Here is a 16,195-nt window from a genome sequence, read left to right as displayed (position 1 = left end):
AAACCCAGTTTCGGCTGGGTTTTTTTTTCTCTGCCAAAAAGAGTTATAACTAAGTAACGCAGCACACGGGAGAGTAACGATGGCGACCGCATCTAAAAAACTGGATACCTTTGATTGGGCAGGTAAAAACCGTCAGGGTCAGGCAGTGAAAGGCCAGATTTCTGCATCGAGTATTATCGAGGCGAAAAACCTGCTGCGACGTCAGGGTGTGTCGACCACGAAAATTAAAAAATACGCCAAACCGTTATTTGGCAAAAATGACAAAGTCACCGCTGAAGATATTTGTGTCATGTCGCGCCAAATCGCCACGATGCTGGCGGCCGGGGTGAGCTTGATTCAAACCATCGATATGATCGCCGATGGCCATGCCAAGCAAAGTGTGCGCAAGATGTTGACCGAAATTGGCGCCGATGTAAAAGCCGGTAATCCCTTTGCCAGTGCGCTGCGCAAACATCCCATGCAATTTGATGATTTGTATTGCGATTTGGTCGCTACCGGTGAGCAATCCGGTGCGCTGGAAACTATCTACGACCGCCTCGCTACCTATCAGGAAAAATCCGAAGCACTCAAATCCAAAATCAAAAAGGCCATGTTCTACCCCATTGCGGTATTGGTGGTGGCCTTTATCGTCACCACTATTCTGCTTATTTTTGTAGTGCCTCAATTTGAAGAAATTTTCGGTAACTTCGGTGCCGAGCTACCGGCCTTTACCCAGATGGTGATCGGCTTGTCGCGATTCTTACAGGATTACGGTGCCTTTATTGGTGCGGGCCTGGGCGTGGGGATATTTATGTTTATTCGCCAGTACAAGCGCTCAGCAAAATTGCGCGATGGACTGGACGCCAAGCTGCTCAAAGCACCGGTCATTGGCGAGATCTTGAAAAAAGCCGCGATTGCGCGCTTTACCCGTACCCTATCCACCACCTTTTCCGCAGGTGTGCCACTGATTAGTGCGCTGGAGTCGGCGGCAGGGGCTGCGGGCAATGCGGTGTATCGCAAGGCCATTATGTTTATGCGTAGCGAAGTATCCGCAGGTACCCAAATGCACACTGCGATGCGCGCTACCACTGTCTTTCCGGATATGGTGACGCAGATGGTTGCCATTGGTGAAGAATCCGGTGCGGTGGATGAAATGCTGGATAAAATCGCCAACGTCTACGAGCGCGAAGTGGATGATATGGTTGATGGCTTAACCGCCCTGATTGAGCCACTGATTATGGCGGTGTTAGGGGTCATAATCGGCGGCCTGATTATCGCCATGTACCTGCCTATCTTCCAGATGGCCAGTGTGGTGTGATAACGTCAACTCAATTCAATAGACGCCCGTTTTTACGGGCGCTTTTTTTACATGGACTCGTCTGATGCAAGATGTATTGGCTTTATTCGAACAACTGCCGTGGTTTTTCTACTCCCTTGTAACCATGCTTGGCTTAGTGGTGGGGAGTTTTTTAAACGTGGTGATCTATCGATTACCCATCATGCTGGAGCGTGACTGGCAGCAGCAGTATCAGCAATATTTCCACCCAGACCAAACCGCAGCGGAGCAGGAACGCTTTAATCTGATGTTTCCTGGCTCGCGCTGCCCTAAATGCCAGCATGAGATCAAAGCCTGGCAGAATATTCCGGTTGTGAGCTGGCTTATCTTGGGACGTAAATGCGGTAACTGCCGAACCCCAATTTCGGCAAGGTATCCGGCCGTGGAGTTGTTAACCGGCATCGCTTCGTTGCTGGTCGCCTGGCACTTCGGGCCGACTCCAGCCGCAGCAGTGGCGCTGCTGTTTACCTGGTGTATGGTCGCGCTGACTGCCATCGATATGGATAAGATGCTGTTACCAGACAATATCGTCTTGCCGTTACTTTGGGTCGGTTTGCTCGCCAGTATTCCCGGCTATTTCGTCGACAGTGCATCCGCACTGATAGGTGCCGCAGCAGGCTATCTGGTGCTTTGGAGCATTTTCTGGGGTTTTAAATTACTCACAGGCAAAGAAGGTATGGGCTATGGCGATTTCAAATTGCTTGCTGCCATCGGTGCCTTCGTAGGTTGGCAGCATCTGACCGTGGTTATTTTATTGTCTTCCGTTGTTGGGGCGATTGTGGGTACGGCCTATCTGAAACTAAGTAAACAGAGCCAGAGTAATCCGATTCCATTTGGTCCCTATCTTGCCATCGCTGGTTGGTTAACCCTGTTGTATGGAGACGTCATCACCGAGGCCTATTGGCGCTGGTTGTTAGCATGAGTCGTTACATCGTCGGTCTGACCGGCGGCATCGGCAGCGGTAAATCCAGTATTGCCACTCTATTTGCCGCCGAAGGCATTGATGTCATAGATGCCGATCAGGTCGCGCGTGATGTGGTCGCGCCGGGCACCCCCGCTCTTGCCCAAATCATTGATTACTTTGGCGCAGAATTTATTCTCGCCAATGGTGAACTGGACAGGCGCGCATTGCGTGAGCGCGTATTTAGCCATGCACAAGACAAAGCCTGGCTAAATGCCCTGCTCCATCCTTTAATCCGCGAGGAAATGTTTAATCAGTGCCGACAGGCCCAATCACCTTACGTTGTGTTGATGGTGCCACTGTTGATTGAAAATGGTTTGCATCAGTTACTCGATCGCATATTGGTGGTCGATGTTCCCGAAGACATTCAGCGCCAACGGGCGATGGCAAGGGACAATGCTACAGATAGCCAGATAGATGCGATTATGCAGGCTCAACTGTCACGTCAGGCTCGTTTGCAGCAGGCAGACGATATCATCGACAATAGTCAACCATTGACCGAAGTTTCACAGCAAGTTATTGAATTACATCGGCAATATTGTCACTATGCGGAGCAGAAAACTTGCAAATCCTGTTAAGTTGCGCTGTAGTTGCGCAGTACCGTTAACCTGAGAGTCTTATGTCACTGGCTGTTTATGAATTTCCGCTCAATGAAAAAGTGCGCACCTATTTGCGCTTAGAGCAGTCATTCAATCAGTTGTTCCAATGCGAACAGATGCAGCAGGACTGGCAGTTTATCGGTTTTTTCGAATCACTATTTACCCTTTTAGACTTGCTCGAACGGGTGGATATCCGCACCGATATCCTGCGTGATATCGAGATCCACGAACGTAATCTGGTGCACTGGTCTCGCCACCCCAACATCGACAACGACGCATTGCAGGCCACGCTAAAACAAATCGTCAACCTGCGTGACAAGCTCAAAGCGGCACGCAAACTGGGTACCAGCCTCAAAGAAGACAAGTTTTTGGCGTCCATTCGCCAACGCTTCTCGATCCCCGGCGCGACCTGTAGTTTCGATCTGCCAAGCCTGCACTTCTGGTTAAAGCAACCATTGCAGCAGCTGCATCAGGACGTACAAAAATGGCTTAACGAATTTACCCTGATCCGTGACGCCATCAGCATTACCCTGTCGTTTTTGCGCGAACGCGGCCGGTTTGTCGACACCAGTGCTGAAAAAGGATTTTTTCAGGGGGTGGCAGACAGCAAAAATGAATTAATCCGTATTGAGTGCCACACCGATCAGGGTTATTACCCCACATTAAGCGGTAACAAATACCGCTACGCCATTCGCTTTTTCCGCTTCGCCCCGCAGCAAGAGGGTGTTGTTACACAGGAACAGGATGTAAACTTCCGCCTCGCTTGTTGTTAGGAGGTCTGCATGCCGTTAACTGTCCAATGTCCGCAATGTAAAAAAGCGGTTGAGTGGAGCGCTCAAAGCCCGTTTCGTCCGTTTTGTAGTAAGCGTTGTCAATTGATTGATTTGGGCGAATGGGCCGCTGAAGAAAAGGCCATTCCCTGTGGTGCTAATCAGGATGCCGAAACCAGCGAACTGCCGAATATTGATATCGAAGATATTGAAGCCCTGCTCGCCAAACAGGAACAGGACTTCTTTAAGTCTTAACTGGAAAAAGGTGACAGCGCCTTCGAGACATCAAAGCCTGCGTTGCGGGCGCGTTTTATCACCTCATCCACAGGCTCGCCGGCCGCCACCGAGCAAAGCGCCCACATAATGGTAGAGCGATTGCCACTACGACAGTAAATCAGGGTCAGTTTGGAAGTTTTAAGTGCGTGGCTCATGGTGCGGATGTGAGTGGCTGTTATATCGCTGCTCACGATCGGCACATACAGGCATGACATCCCATACTTATCTGCCTCACTGGCAATCTGTTCGTAGCCGGGTTGGTCTTCAACTTCACCATCCGGGCGATTACACACTATGTGCCCAAAGCCCATTTCCGCCAGGCGCGCCACATGCTCTTTGTTGATCTGTCCACTCACATACACAAAATCGTCTAATTGTTTTAGTTCCATGTGCCTGACTCCCGATAACTAGCTGAATTTATATAGCTTTTTAGTATATTGTGCAGCACTTTTGGCCCATGAAAATCGCTTGGCCCTGGCCGCTTTGGCAATTTTCTGCCAGCCTGATGTGCCATACAGACGTAACGCCTCGTCCAGTTTAACCAGCAAGTCGGCCGCTTGCTCTGCGAGATCGTCGCCGCCAAACACAAAGCCAGACTTAGCGTGTTCAACCGTGTCTTGTAAGCCACCCACGCCATGCACCAGGCAGGGCTGACCGGCACGCATCGCCAGCATCTGACTGATGCCGCAGGGTTCAAATGAGCTGGGCATCAGGAATAATTGCCCATGCTGATACAACCAGGCGGAAAGCTCTTCGTCATATCCATTTAAGAACAATAGATTCTCATGTCTGGCCGCCACCTTGCGAAATACCTCAGCCAGATGCGGATCACCGCTGCCCAGCAACATCAACCGCGCCGAAGCAGAGTGCGTGGCTAATCTGCTCAGCACAGCATCGATCAACAAGCCACCTTGTGGCATGGGTTGACGCAGTAATAACATTTTCTGATCAGTCAGACGCCCCACCGAGGTCAATAAAAAGTCAGGTTGCAGGCTTTGCTGCTGCATGGCACTGATGCGCCGGCTGGCGATAAAATCTTGCGATGGCGTATGCACTTTATTGCCCTGCCAGCCGATCAGCACGCTATCCGCTAATCGTAAAAATGCGGCGAAGCAGGCGTCCAACGGCGCATCTTTACCCGGGTATTCACAACCATTCAAAATACCAAACAGACTGCGTTTACGTGCCTTTGCCTGCAGATCAGCCTCCAGCCCCTCGCCACCAAAAAAGCCTTGCTCCGGACGTGAGGCCAGCAGTACCTCTTTGGCATAGGTCGGTGACACCAGATGCACCCGATCACTCAGTACAATGCCGGCACGCATGGGGTTTACACAATTGGGATAGCGCGGGTCGCAAATTTGCTGATATTGCTCACTACTTAATTCATTGAGTAAATCCGGATACCAGCCAGCCAGTGAAGAGCTATCACCACTGATGGGGCGAATGCCCTGCAAGGCTAGGTTATGGATGCTGTATACCGCCGGGATGAGTTGTAGCGGCGCGTAACGGCGCTGACAGCTGCGTAGCATGGCAAAAAAGCCGGTATGCCAGTCGTGTAAATGCAACACATCCGGTAACGGAATGACCTGCTGCAGTAATGCTTCTGCGCTTGCGGCGCAAAACAGTGCAAAACGTGAGGCATCGGCGGCGAAAGGCTGATCCCCACCGTCGGTATAGATTTTCTGCTCTGGATCATCCCAGCTTGGATGTTCGAACAAATAGAGCCAACACTCACTATGGGCAGGGTGCGGTGCCCGGAACAAACTGACTTCGGTCACGCCACCAGCAAAGGGTACGGACAGCGTTGCCAGCAATTTTGCATGAGTCTGCGCCACCAGATGCCCATAGCCTGGCATCGCCACGTCCGCACAAACATTCTGAGTCAATAATGCACCGGGTAAATCCCTGATAACATCTGCCATGCCGCCGACCTTTGCACCTTTCAGTGCGCCGTTTTCAGCGGCCAGCATCAGTACCCTTTTCGTCATTAATCGTATCCTACTGGCAGACCAAGCATTTCACGGGTGACCAATACCACGCCTTTATCGGTTACCCGGAAGCCGCGTGCACGATCGTGATCGTGGTCATAACCGATGGTGGTGCCTTCCGGGATCACGCAGCCGCGATCCAAGATGGCCTTTTTAATTTTGCAGTGCCTAAGTACTGTTACGTCCGGCAAAATCACTGAGTCTTCCACATCGCTGTAGGAACAGACTTCAACGTTATTAAACAACACACTGTGGTTGACCCGCGAGCCTGAAATAATACAGCCACCCGACACCATGGAGTCGGTCGCCATACCGCGACGGCCATCATCGTTAAACACAAACTTGGCCGGCGGTAGTTGCGCCTGATAGGTCCAGATTGGCCAGCGTTGATCATACATATTTAACGCTGGTAATGGCGCCAGCAGTTCCATATTTGCCAGCCAGAAAGAATCCAGCGTGCCCACATCGCGCCAGTAGGCTTGTTCGTTAGCCAGCGTGCTTCTGAACGGATAAGCGTAGACTTCGTGCGTTTTGATAATCGACGGAATAATGTCCTTGCCGAAATCCCGCTCCGAACCGGCTTTTGCCGCATCTTTTTTCAACTGGTCAAACAGAAACTCAGTGTTGAACACATAGTTCCCCATGGACGCCAGGCACATGCCCGGATTATTCGGGAGCGGCTTGGGATTGGCTGGTTTTTCTTCAAAACCAATCACCTTATTGTTCTCGTCAACTTCCATTACACCAAATGCGCCAGCGGCCTCTGCTAGCGGTACTTCTAAACAGGACACCGTCATATCCGCACCGGATTGCTCATGGGCAGCCAGCATATGGCCATAATCCATGCGGTAAACATGGTCACCGGATAACACCATGACAAATTTAGGGATTTCATGGCGGATAATATCGATATTCTGAAACACCGCATCAGCCGTGCCCTGATACCAGTTGTCCGAATAACGTTGTGAGGCGGGCAATATCTCCACGGACTCGCCCAGTTCCTTTTTGAAATGTCCCCAGCCCCGCATGATATGGCGAATCAATGAGTGAGACTTGTATTGGGTCACCACCCCAATCCGGCGAATACCACTGTTTACGCAATTAGACAGCGGAAAATCGATGATGCGAAACTTGCCACCGAAATACAGCGCGGGTTTAGCCCGCCAATCGGTTAATTCATGCAAACGCGATCCCCGCCCTCCGGCCAGGATTAGCGCATAGGTATCACGGGTTAAGTTACTGATATAACGTGGCGATTGTGCAGACATAGAGTTCGATCCCTGGTTACTGACTTAACTTGGTGGCGCGCTAGGCACGCCAAATCTCATCACGGTATCCGGCAATAGTGACATCGCTGGAAAAACGACCACTGGCAGCGGTATTCAGAATACTCATCCGATACCAGTGGGCGGGTTGCTGATATGCCGCAGCCACCGCCTGCTGTGCAGAGCAATAGGCATCAAAATCCGCGGCAGTCATCCATTGATCGTATGGATCACGAATGGCTCCGATGATGTGGTCAAAAATGCCCGGCTCGAGCAAATTAAAATGGCCACTTTCCAGCAATTGCATTACGCCTGATAACGCCGCCGAATTATTTATTATCTCGTTGGGACGGTAATCTTTGCGCTGCTCAGCCACTTCGGCTGCGGTTAACCCAAACAGGAAGAAGTTCTCTTCACCCACTTCTTCGAGCATTTCAATATTGGCACCATCCAGTGTGCCAATGGTCAACGCCCCGTTCATCATAAACTTCATATTGCCAGTACCCGAGGCCTCTTTACCAGCGGTAGATATCTGCTCGGACAAGTCGGTACCCGGCGCAATCTTTTCCATAGCACTGACGTTATAGTTGGGTAAAAACACCATACGTAACCAAGGCGCCATATTTTTATCACTATTGACCATGTGCGCGACATTGTTGGCCAGCTTAATAATTTGCTTTGCCATGGCGTACCCCGGCGCAGCCTTGCCGCCAATCAATACACAGCGCGGTACCATGCCGTCCGTATCGCCACGGCAGATGCGGTCATACAGATGAATCACATGCAGGATATTCAGCAACTGGCGTTTATATTCGTGAATCCGCTTTACCTGCACATCGAATAACATACTGTTATCGAATTCCACACCGGTTTCACGCTTAATCAGACGCGCAAGCCGCGCCTTATTCTGACGCTTGATCGCCGCCCATTGCTTTACAAATGCCACATCATCGGCGAACTGACGCAGCTGGCTAAGCTGTGGCAAATCCGTCACCCACTGGTCGCCGATTTTCTGCGTGATCAACTCACTCAATCCCGGATTACACATGGCCAGCCAACGGCGGGGCGTTACACCATTGGTACGGTTATTAAACTTCTCCGGCCACAGTTGATAAAAGTCCTTGAACAGCCCCTGTTTGAGGAGTTCGGTGTGTAATCCTGCCACGCCATTCACACTAAAACTGCCGACAATCGCCAGATAAGCCATACGTACATACTGTTCATGGCCTTCCTCAATAATCGACAGAGTACGTAACTTGTGATGATCACCCGGCCACAACTGCGCCACCTTATCCAGATAGCGCGCATTGATCTCATAAATGATTTCGAGAATTCTCGGCAAAATATTACCTAACATCCGCACCGGCCAACGCTCCAGTGCCTCAGGTAACAGGGTGTGATTGGTGTAGGCCATACAGGACGTAGTAATGTCCCATGCCTCATCCCACTCCAGCCCATGCACATCCACCAGCAAGCGCATCAGTTCAGGCACGGCAATGCTCGGGTGGGTATCGTTTAGCTGCATCACGTTATATTCGGCGAAACGGCTGAAATCTTCCCCGAATGCATTAACCCAGTTTTTTAACAGGTCCTGTAAGCTGGCAGATGACAGAAAGTACTGCTGACGCAGACGCAACTCTTTGCCGTTTTCACTGGCGTCGTTGGGGTACAGCACCATGGTGATCTGCTCTGCCAGATTTTTACGCGCCACCGCCTCGGCATAGTCGCCCTGGTTAAATTCGCTTAAATCGAAATCATCGGTGGCTTCGGCTTTCCACAAACGCAGGGTGTTAACCCGCTGATTCCGGTAGCCGGGTATCGGCATATCGTAAGCCACCGCGAGCACATCCTGAGTATCTACCCAGGCAATATGTCGCCGGCCTTTTTTATCCAGATAGGTTTCGGTACGACCATAAAACGGTACATTCACATTATGGCTGTTAACCCGTACCTCCCACGGATTGCCCATGCGCAACCATTTATCCGGCATTTCCTGCTGATAACCATCCGCGATGCGTTGCATAAACATGCCGTACTCATAGCGGATCCCATAGCCTGTCGCGGCAATATCCATAGTCGCGCAACTGTCCATAAAACACGCAGCCAGGCGACCCAAGCCACCATTACCCAGGCCTGCGTCATGTTCCTGCTCCTGAATCTCTTCCAGATCGATAGCCAATTGATTAAGTGATTGGCGACATTCATCGGTCAGATCCAGACACAGCAACATATTGCCCAACGCTCTACCCATCAGAAACTCCAGTGACAAATAGGCCACCTGTTTCTTCTGATAACTCAGATCCTGGCGCCGGGTGCTACGCCAGTGCTCAAACAGCTGCTCTTTCACGCTCAAAGCCAACGCATAATACAAATCGCCCGGCACTTTCTCATCACGACTCAGCCAGTTACGAATATGGCGCTCAAAATTGGCGGCTAACGACTCACAGGGTTCACAATTGCCCTGGCGAATTGGCGCACTTTCGCTACTCATGACTCTCTCCGGAAAAATTAGCAGTCATTAACCACAGGCTGCGATCGATTAAGGTAATATGTCTGCCTGCGCTGACTTGGGCCAGCGGTGCAGGTTGGGTACTCAACAGCGTCTGCCATTGGGTTACCCCGGATAATTGTGGTAACTGGAAATTCCTTTCCCGGCTATCGGCATTAAGCATTAACAATAGCGCACCACGTTGGCCGTTGTTACGCAGATCGCCGCTCAACAGTAAACTCAGCGTGGCAGAATTTGCCGCGCCCCAATCCGACTTAGTCATCGGCTGGCCTTGCACGTTAAACCAGAACAAACCTGGGTCATTGGGGTTTTGTGGCGTGTGGATATAGCGGGAGTGACACAGCAACGGAAACGATTTACGTATTGCGATCAGGCGTTGTACAAAGCCATACAATTCTTCATCGCCGCTTTCCTGCCAGTTTAGCCATCCAAGCGGATTATCCTGACAGTAGGCATTGTTGTTACCCTGCTGAGAATTGAGCCGTTCATCACCGGCCAGCAGCATGGGCACCCCTTGGGAGAACAATAAGGTCGTCAACATATTGCGCACTTGTCGCCGCCGCACAGCGAGGATTGCCGGATCATCGGTGACCCCCTCTACCCCATAATTGGCACTGATGTTTTCACTATGGCCATCCTGATTATGCTCGCCATTGGCCTCGTTGTGGCGCGTTTCATAACTGACCAAATCCCACAGGGTAAATCCGTCATGGCTGCACACATAATTAATACTGGAGGCCGGCGGCCGGCCCGCGTGTTCGAAAATGTCACCAGAGCCGTGAAAGCGTCGCGCAAACTCGGCCAGCATCGCACTGTCTCCGCGCCAAAAACGCCGGATCACATCCCGGTACCTGTCATTCCATTCAGAAAAATTGACCGGAAAATTACCCAGCTGGTAACCGCCCGGGCCTATGTCCCATGGCTCGGCGATCAAAATCGCATCCTGCAGGTTAGGGTCCTGCAAGATGGCGTCGAATAATCCACTGCGCGGATCATAACCTGCCGACTCTCGCCCCAGACACACCGCCAAATCGAAACGGAAACCATCCACGCCCATTTCCTGATACCAGTAGCGCAGCGAGTCCATCACCATCTGCAGTACCCGTGGATGAGACAGATTCAGGGTGTTACCACATCCGGTGTCATTGATATAAAAGCGCCCATCATTGGGATGCAGTCGGTAATAGCTGGCGTTGTCGATGCCACGGAAACTGTAAGTTGGCCCCAGATGGTCCCCTTCAGCACTGTGGTTATACACCACATCCAGTATCACTTTGATGCCGCGGGCATGAAACGCATCGACCATATGGCGAAATTCACGGATATCGCCGTCGCTCAAGTACGCATTGTGCGGCGCAAAATAACCGATGCTGTTGTAACCCCAATAGTTCGTCAGCCCCTTGTCGTGCAAAAAGGCCTCGGTAAAAAACGCCTGTACCGGCAACAACTCAACGCAGTTAACGCCAAGATCGCACAAATAATCCAGCACCGGACGGCTGGCTAACCCGGCAAAGGTACCGCGCTGATGAGGCGGAATATCTTCCCGGTTAGCGGTCATGCCTTTCACATGGCACTCATAGATCACCAACTCCCGTAAGCTGGTTGTCGGTCTGGGTGGGCGAGGTTCGCGTCGATCAAGGGGTGCGCACACCACGCATTTGGGCATATGGGAGGCACTTGGCATGTCACACAGCAGGCGGTCATCGCCCTGCTCGCGGGGATAACCAAACAACGCAGGATGGTAATCCGGAGCACCGGTTAATTGTCGTGCATAAGGGTCGAGCAGCAATTTGGCCGGGTTGAATCTGTGTCCCAGTTGCGGCTGATAAGGTCCTTCCACCTCAAAGCCATAGCGTTGCCCTACCCCGATGCCTTCCACCAGCCCATGCCAGATCTGTCGGGTTCGCTGCGGCAGGGCGATGCGGGAAATTTGGTAGTCCTGCTCATCGAACAGCACCAGCCACACCTGCTGAGCATGGGCAGAAAACAGCGCGAAATTGACGCCGCCGGGTTGCAGCGTCGCGCCAAGTGGGTAGGGCTTGCCATCAGCGACTTGCATGCTCACACTCCGGTGCCAGTACCACACAACCCAACGGCGGTACGACCATCACCACGCTGTTAGCCATGCCCTGCCAATGATGAGGCTCGCTCTCCAGTGCCGTCCCGACGCCCTGATTGCTGCCACCATAAAAATGACTGTCACTATTGAGCACTTCACGATACGCGCCATTTAGCGGCACACCAACCCGGTAGCCATGGTGAGTTTGCGGAGTCATATTCACCACGAAAATAAGATGCTGCTGATACTCCTGGGCGTAACGGATAAACACGAAAATGCTCTGTTCGGCATTGTCACAATCCAGCCAGCCGAAACTGCCCGGGCTGTCATCCCGCTCGGTCAGGGCCGGATGCTGGCGATACAATCGGTTTAAATCAGCAATCCAGCGTTGCATGCCGGTATGATCGTCCTCACCGGTCAGATGCCAGTCGAGGCTTTGGTCATGGTTCCACTCGCGCCATTGGGCAAATTCATTGCCCATAAACAACAGCTTCTTACCCGGATGCCCCCACATCAGCCCATAGAAGGCACGTAATGTCGCCATTTTTTGCCAGCGATCACCGGGAATCTTATTGATCAGCGAGCCTTTACCATGCACCACCTCATCGTGACTGAGCGACAAAATAAATTGCTCGCTGAAACAGTACATCAGACTGAAGGTAATCTGGTGGTGATGAAACTTGCGATAGATAGGATCTTTTTGCAGGTAATTAAGGCTGTCATTCATCCAGCCCATATTCCATTTAAAGCCAAAACCCAGTCCGTTTTCATTGGTTGGGCGCGTCACACCCGGCCAGGCGGTGGATTCTTCGGCAATCATGCAGATGCCCGGTACCGAACAATACAAGCGCGCGTTCAGTTCACGCAGGAAGTGAATCGCCAGTAAGTTCTCGCGGCCCCCAAACTCATTGGGCAGCCACTGTCCGGGTTCGCGACTGTAGTCCAGATATAACATGGATGACACCGCGTCGATGCGTAATCCGTCGAAATGAAATTCTTCCAACCAGTAGCGGGCATTGCTGAACAGAAAACTTAATACTTCAGGACGCCCATAGTTGTAGATGAGTGTATTCCAGTCAGGGTGATAACCCAGCCTCGGATCTTCATGCTCATACAGGCAACTGCCATCGAAGCGCACCAGCCCATGTTCGTCGGTAGGAAAGTGTGCGGGAACCCAGTCCAGTAACACCCCTAGTCCGGCCTGATGGCAGGCATTAATAAAGTATTTGAGCTGATTAGCTTCACCTAGCCGGTAAGTAGGTGCATACAAACCTACCGGTTGATAGCCCCAAGAGCCGTCGAAGGGGTACTCACTGATAGGCATAAATTGTAAATGGGTGAAGCCCATCTCCAATGCATAAGGGATCAGCGTATCGGCCAATTCTGCGTAATTTAGATAGCGGTTACTGTCGCCGCGCCGCCAGGATGGCAGATGCACTTCATAAATTGACATCGCACTGACGTGCCAGGGCGTTGTGCGGCGTTGTGCCAGCCAATTGGCGTCTTGCCAATCGAATTGCTGTGGCGATGGCACAAGGGACGCATTATCCGGTGCCGGTTGCATGGCCTTAGCATAAGGATCGGCTTTGAGGCGCACCACGCCATCCTGACCCACAATGCGGAATTTGTAGTGGGCGCCGGGCGCGACGCCGGGAATAAATATTTCCCAGATCCCTGCCCCCGGATGAAAACGTAATCCATGCACCGAACCATTCCAGTGATTAAAATCCCCCAGCAGGGATACCTGACGGGCATTGGGTGCCCACACACCAAACCAAACCCCTTCGACACCATCTACTTCACGCCAGTTTGCGCCCAAAAACCGATAGGCCTGTTCCTGCTTGCCTTCTGCAAACAAATAAATATCTTCGCCGCTTAGCAGGCTACCGTACTGGTAGGGATCGTAAAGCGTGGTGCTTAACTGTGGATAATCGACCTGCAGTACATAGTGGAATCGTTTACGTCGTCTCGGCACAACTGCAGCAAACAGGCCGTTGCCATAGTCCTGCAAATTGACCAGAACCGTCTCGTCATTCCGTACACACACGCGTACTGCCAGTGCACCGGGTAAATAACAGCGCACTACCAATTTGCCGTTTACTTCATGCATGCCCAACACCGAGAACAAATCGGCATACTCGCCAACCGGAATCGTCGCCAGTTGTACCGGGCTAAATTCAGCCATCTCATTCATTTGACGGTCTCCCTGTGCGCGCTTGTTGCAACGTTTCCAGCATGTCATTTGCGAATGGATGCTGTTGTAATTGGGCCAGCGAGCAATCATCCCGCCGCCGCCAGTTCGGATATTCTTTCCAGGTACCGGGGATATTAACCGGCTCAATCTGTCCACTGAGATCACTTAGAGCCAAACTGAGCAGGGTTGCAGTACCTCCCGCCGATACGCGTGTTACCGCCAACAGTACCTCGCGACTATCTGCCTGCATACTTAACGCTATATTGCCGTGGTAAGCCAGCCAATCCAGCAATTGCTGCTTATGTTGCCGTCTCTCGCTGCGTGCCTTTTGCTGCTGTGCGGGCGGATCAAGGGTCAACTTTTCACGAATATCTAAATCCGCTTCCTGCCACCACGCAGACCAGGTGGGTACATCATGATTGGCCAGCATAAACTGACTGAAAACCTTCTGGGCTTCCGGGGCAAAAAAGCCATGGGCATCACGATTAAAATAGAATAACTGGTTGGAGAGGATCTGAGCATCGGCCAAACGTGTCGGCATTTCCGGTGGGACGACGCCAAGGTCTTCCCCTATCACCATCGCTTTAGCGCGCTGACTTTCGTGAGTCAAAATGGCTAATAGCGTATCCAGTGGATAATAAATGTAAGCGCCCTGCCCAAACGCCTTATCCAACGGGCTGCACCACAAGCGTAGCAGCGCCATGACATGATCAATACGTAATGCCCCACAGTGACGTAAGTTAGCCCTGACCAACCCGATAAAACCTTTAAAACCTTGCTGGCGCATGGCAATAGGATCCGGTGGTACCAGTCCCCAATCCTGCCCCTGCGGCGCAAAGGGATCCGGTGGCGCCCCCACGCTGCAATGATGCAAAAAGGCGGCAGGATTACGACTGACTTCACTGCTGCCGGGAATCGCCCCGACGGCTAAATCACGCACCAAGCCAATCGGCATGCCCTGTCCCTTGGCCAACGCCTGACAAGCGGCCAGTTGCTCATCGGCAACAAACTGACACCACGCAAAAAATCCGCTCCCGGCATCCTGCAAATAATCCGGGGCATGCTGCAATTCATAGGCACAAAATGCCTCCAGTGCTGCCCCTTCACGTTGTAAATAAGCCTGCCATTGCATATTCCGTTGTTCACTGGCCTGTTCCAGAAACTGCTGGTAAATCAAGCGCAGTGCCTGGTACTTTGCGCTAAATATCGCCGGATAATCCAGCCAGTTGCCATCACTTAATTGCGCGGATAAAGCGCTTAGCTCAGGGATATCTTTTGCCTCCTCGATGGACTCCGGGCGAATGTACAGGGGATTAATATAGCGACGGTCACTGGGACTATAAGGGCTTGGATAATCCGGTTTATCAATACTCAATGCGTGTAACGGGTTGAGCAAAATAAACCCGGCGCCTTTGCTGGCCAGCCATTGGGTGTATTCATACAAATCAATAAAATCACCGATCTGCCATTTACCTGAGGAGCGCAGCGCATACAGCTGCATAGACACGCCCCAATGCTTTTGCTGCGCATTGGCGGGTAAATAGGCGCGACCTTCAGACACCAGCAGGGTCGCGGTAAATTCACCCAGTTCACATTGCAGGCTCAGTTGGTAATAACCACTTACCAGTTGCAGAGCTTGTAGTGGCAGCCAATAACGCAAATAGCCTCGGTCAGCAATACGGTAATCCCCGGTGACCGACAACTCAACCGTGCTGGCCGCAAGGCCAGTGATAGTTTGCTGTTCTGAGATGAACTGCAGCTCAAATTGGTAGGCAATACCGGCAGGAAAATACACGGAAATACCGCAATTGTCGGTGACGCCATGGATAAAACCCGATATGGGCAAAGTCCATTGTCTGGCGTCCAATTCTTCAATTCGGCGGCTAACAAAGGGATCTTCGAGAACTTGTTGTGGGGTATTCACCCGATCACGGCACATGCTCTGCAATATACCCAGGCGGTCTTGCCAGCTGATGTGCACATGTTGCCCATCGCAGTCGATAAACTCTGCACCCACGCCCTGTAAATACAGCAGTTTATCCAATGACAAGATGGTACTCCTGTGGTGATCCCGGTGATTAACACTAGCAGCAGAGAGCGTGCCAGCCTAATGTAACAGCATCATGACACATTTTTTAACCCGTTCTTTAATACGATTTTGTTATTTAAAACAGATGCTTAGTTATTTCTGTTGAATTTGGGCGGAGCAATAAAAAAGGGCGCTGGCGCGCCCTTTCGATTGATGTATTTCACTATTTT

At 51.6% G+C, this 16,195-nt stretch carries 12 protein-coding genes; 5 read left to right on the top strand and 7 right to left on the bottom strand.

The window, feature by feature from the left end; translation table 11 throughout:
• Positions 1 to 79: 79 nt before the first annotated feature.
• The 5 genes from TK45_RS10775 to yacG all read left to right on the top strand — a co-directional run bounded on the left by TK45_RS10775 (position 80) and on the right by yacG (position 3,900).
• On the top strand, positions 80 to 1,297 hold the full coding sequence (locus TK45_RS10775; protein ID WP_131258662.1) for a type II secretion system F family protein: 1,218 nt from the start codon (positions 80 to 82) through the stop codon (positions 1,295 to 1,297).
• 64 nt (positions 1,298 to 1,361) lie between these two features.
• Positions 1,362 to 2,237, top strand: a complete 876-nt coding sequence (locus tag TK45_RS10770; RefSeq protein WP_131258661.1) for an A24 family peptidase — start codon at positions 1,362 to 1,364, stop codon at positions 2,235 to 2,237.
• Positions 2,234 to 2,854 (top strand): dephospho-CoA kinase, encoded by a 621-nt coding sequence (coaE, locus tag TK45_RS10765; protein WP_131258660.1) that lies wholly within the window; start codon positions 2,234 to 2,236, stop codon positions 2,852 to 2,854. Before TK45_RS10770 ends, coaE begins: the two co-directional genes overlap by 4 nt.
• Before the next feature lie 41 nt (positions 2,855 to 2,895).
• Positions 2,896 to 3,648: a cell division protein ZapD gene (gene zapD / locus TK45_RS10760; protein ID WP_131258659.1), complete on the top strand. Its 753-nt coding sequence runs from the start codon at positions 2,896 to 2,898 to the stop codon at positions 3,646 to 3,648.
• Positions 3,649 to 3,657: 9 nt separating this feature from the next.
• Positions 3,658 to 3,900, top strand: a complete 243-nt coding sequence (gene yacG / locus TK45_RS10755) for a DNA gyrase inhibitor YacG (RefSeq protein ID WP_131258658.1) — start codon at positions 3,658 to 3,660, stop codon at positions 3,898 to 3,900.
• Here the strand turns inward: yacG and TK45_RS10750 are convergent.
• Genes TK45_RS10750 through malQ form a run of 7 tightly spaced genes read right to left on the bottom strand, consistent with a single transcriptional unit; the run spans position 3,897 to position 15,986 of the window.
• Positions 3,897 to 4,310, bottom strand: a complete 414-nt coding sequence (locus TK45_RS10750; protein ID WP_131258657.1) for a TIGR01244 family sulfur transferase — start codon at positions 4,308 to 4,310, stop codon at positions 3,897 to 3,899. The genes yacG and TK45_RS10750 overlap by 4 nt on opposite strands.
• An 18-nt stretch (positions 4,311 to 4,328) precedes the next feature.
• Positions 4,329 to 5,909, bottom strand: a complete 1,581-nt coding sequence (locus TK45_RS10745) for a glycogen synthase (RefSeq protein WP_131258656.1) — start codon at positions 5,907 to 5,909, stop codon at positions 4,329 to 4,331.
• Positions 5,909 to 7,177 carry a glucose-1-phosphate adenylyltransferase gene (gene glgC, locus TK45_RS10740; protein WP_131258655.1) on the bottom strand — a complete coding sequence of 423 codons (1,269 nt, stop codon included), beginning with the start codon at positions 7,175 to 7,177 and terminating at the stop codon, positions 5,909 to 5,911. The genes TK45_RS10745 and glgC overlap by 1 nt, the downstream gene beginning before the upstream one ends.
• Positions 7,178 to 7,217: 40 nt before the next feature.
• Positions 7,218 to 9,665, bottom strand: coding sequence for a glycogen/starch/alpha-glucan phosphorylase (locus tag TK45_RS10735; RefSeq protein WP_131258654.1), 2,448 nt, complete (start codon positions 9,663 to 9,665; stop codon positions 7,218 to 7,220).
• Complete coding sequence (glgX, locus tag TK45_RS10730) at positions 9,658 to 11,742, bottom strand: glycogen debranching protein GlgX (protein WP_131258653.1); 2,085 nt, start codon at positions 11,740 to 11,742, stop codon at positions 9,658 to 9,660. The genes TK45_RS10735 and glgX overlap by 8 nt, the downstream gene beginning before the upstream one ends.
• Positions 11,729 to 13,936 (bottom strand): 1,4-alpha-glucan branching protein GlgB, encoded by a 2,208-nt coding sequence (glgB, locus tag TK45_RS10725; RefSeq protein WP_131258652.1) that lies wholly within the window; start codon positions 13,934 to 13,936, stop codon positions 11,729 to 11,731. The genes glgX and glgB overlap by 14 nt, the downstream gene beginning before the upstream one ends.
• Positions 13,929 to 15,986: a 4-alpha-glucanotransferase gene (malQ, locus tag TK45_RS10720; protein ID WP_131258651.1), complete on the bottom strand. Its 2,058-nt coding sequence runs from the start codon at positions 15,984 to 15,986 to the stop codon at positions 13,929 to 13,931. Before malQ ends, glgB begins: the two co-directional genes overlap by 8 nt.
• Positions 15,987 to 16,195 lie beyond the last annotated feature (209 nt).

It is taken from the genome of Bowmanella sp. JS7-9, assembly GCF_004329715.1.
Taxonomy (GTDB): Bacteria; Pseudomonadota; Gammaproteobacteria; order Enterobacterales; family Alteromonadaceae; genus Pseudobowmanella; species Pseudobowmanella zhangzhouensis.
The sequence above is the reverse complement of the archived record's forward strand: the minus strand, read 5'-3'. Positions and strand labels throughout refer to the sequence as shown.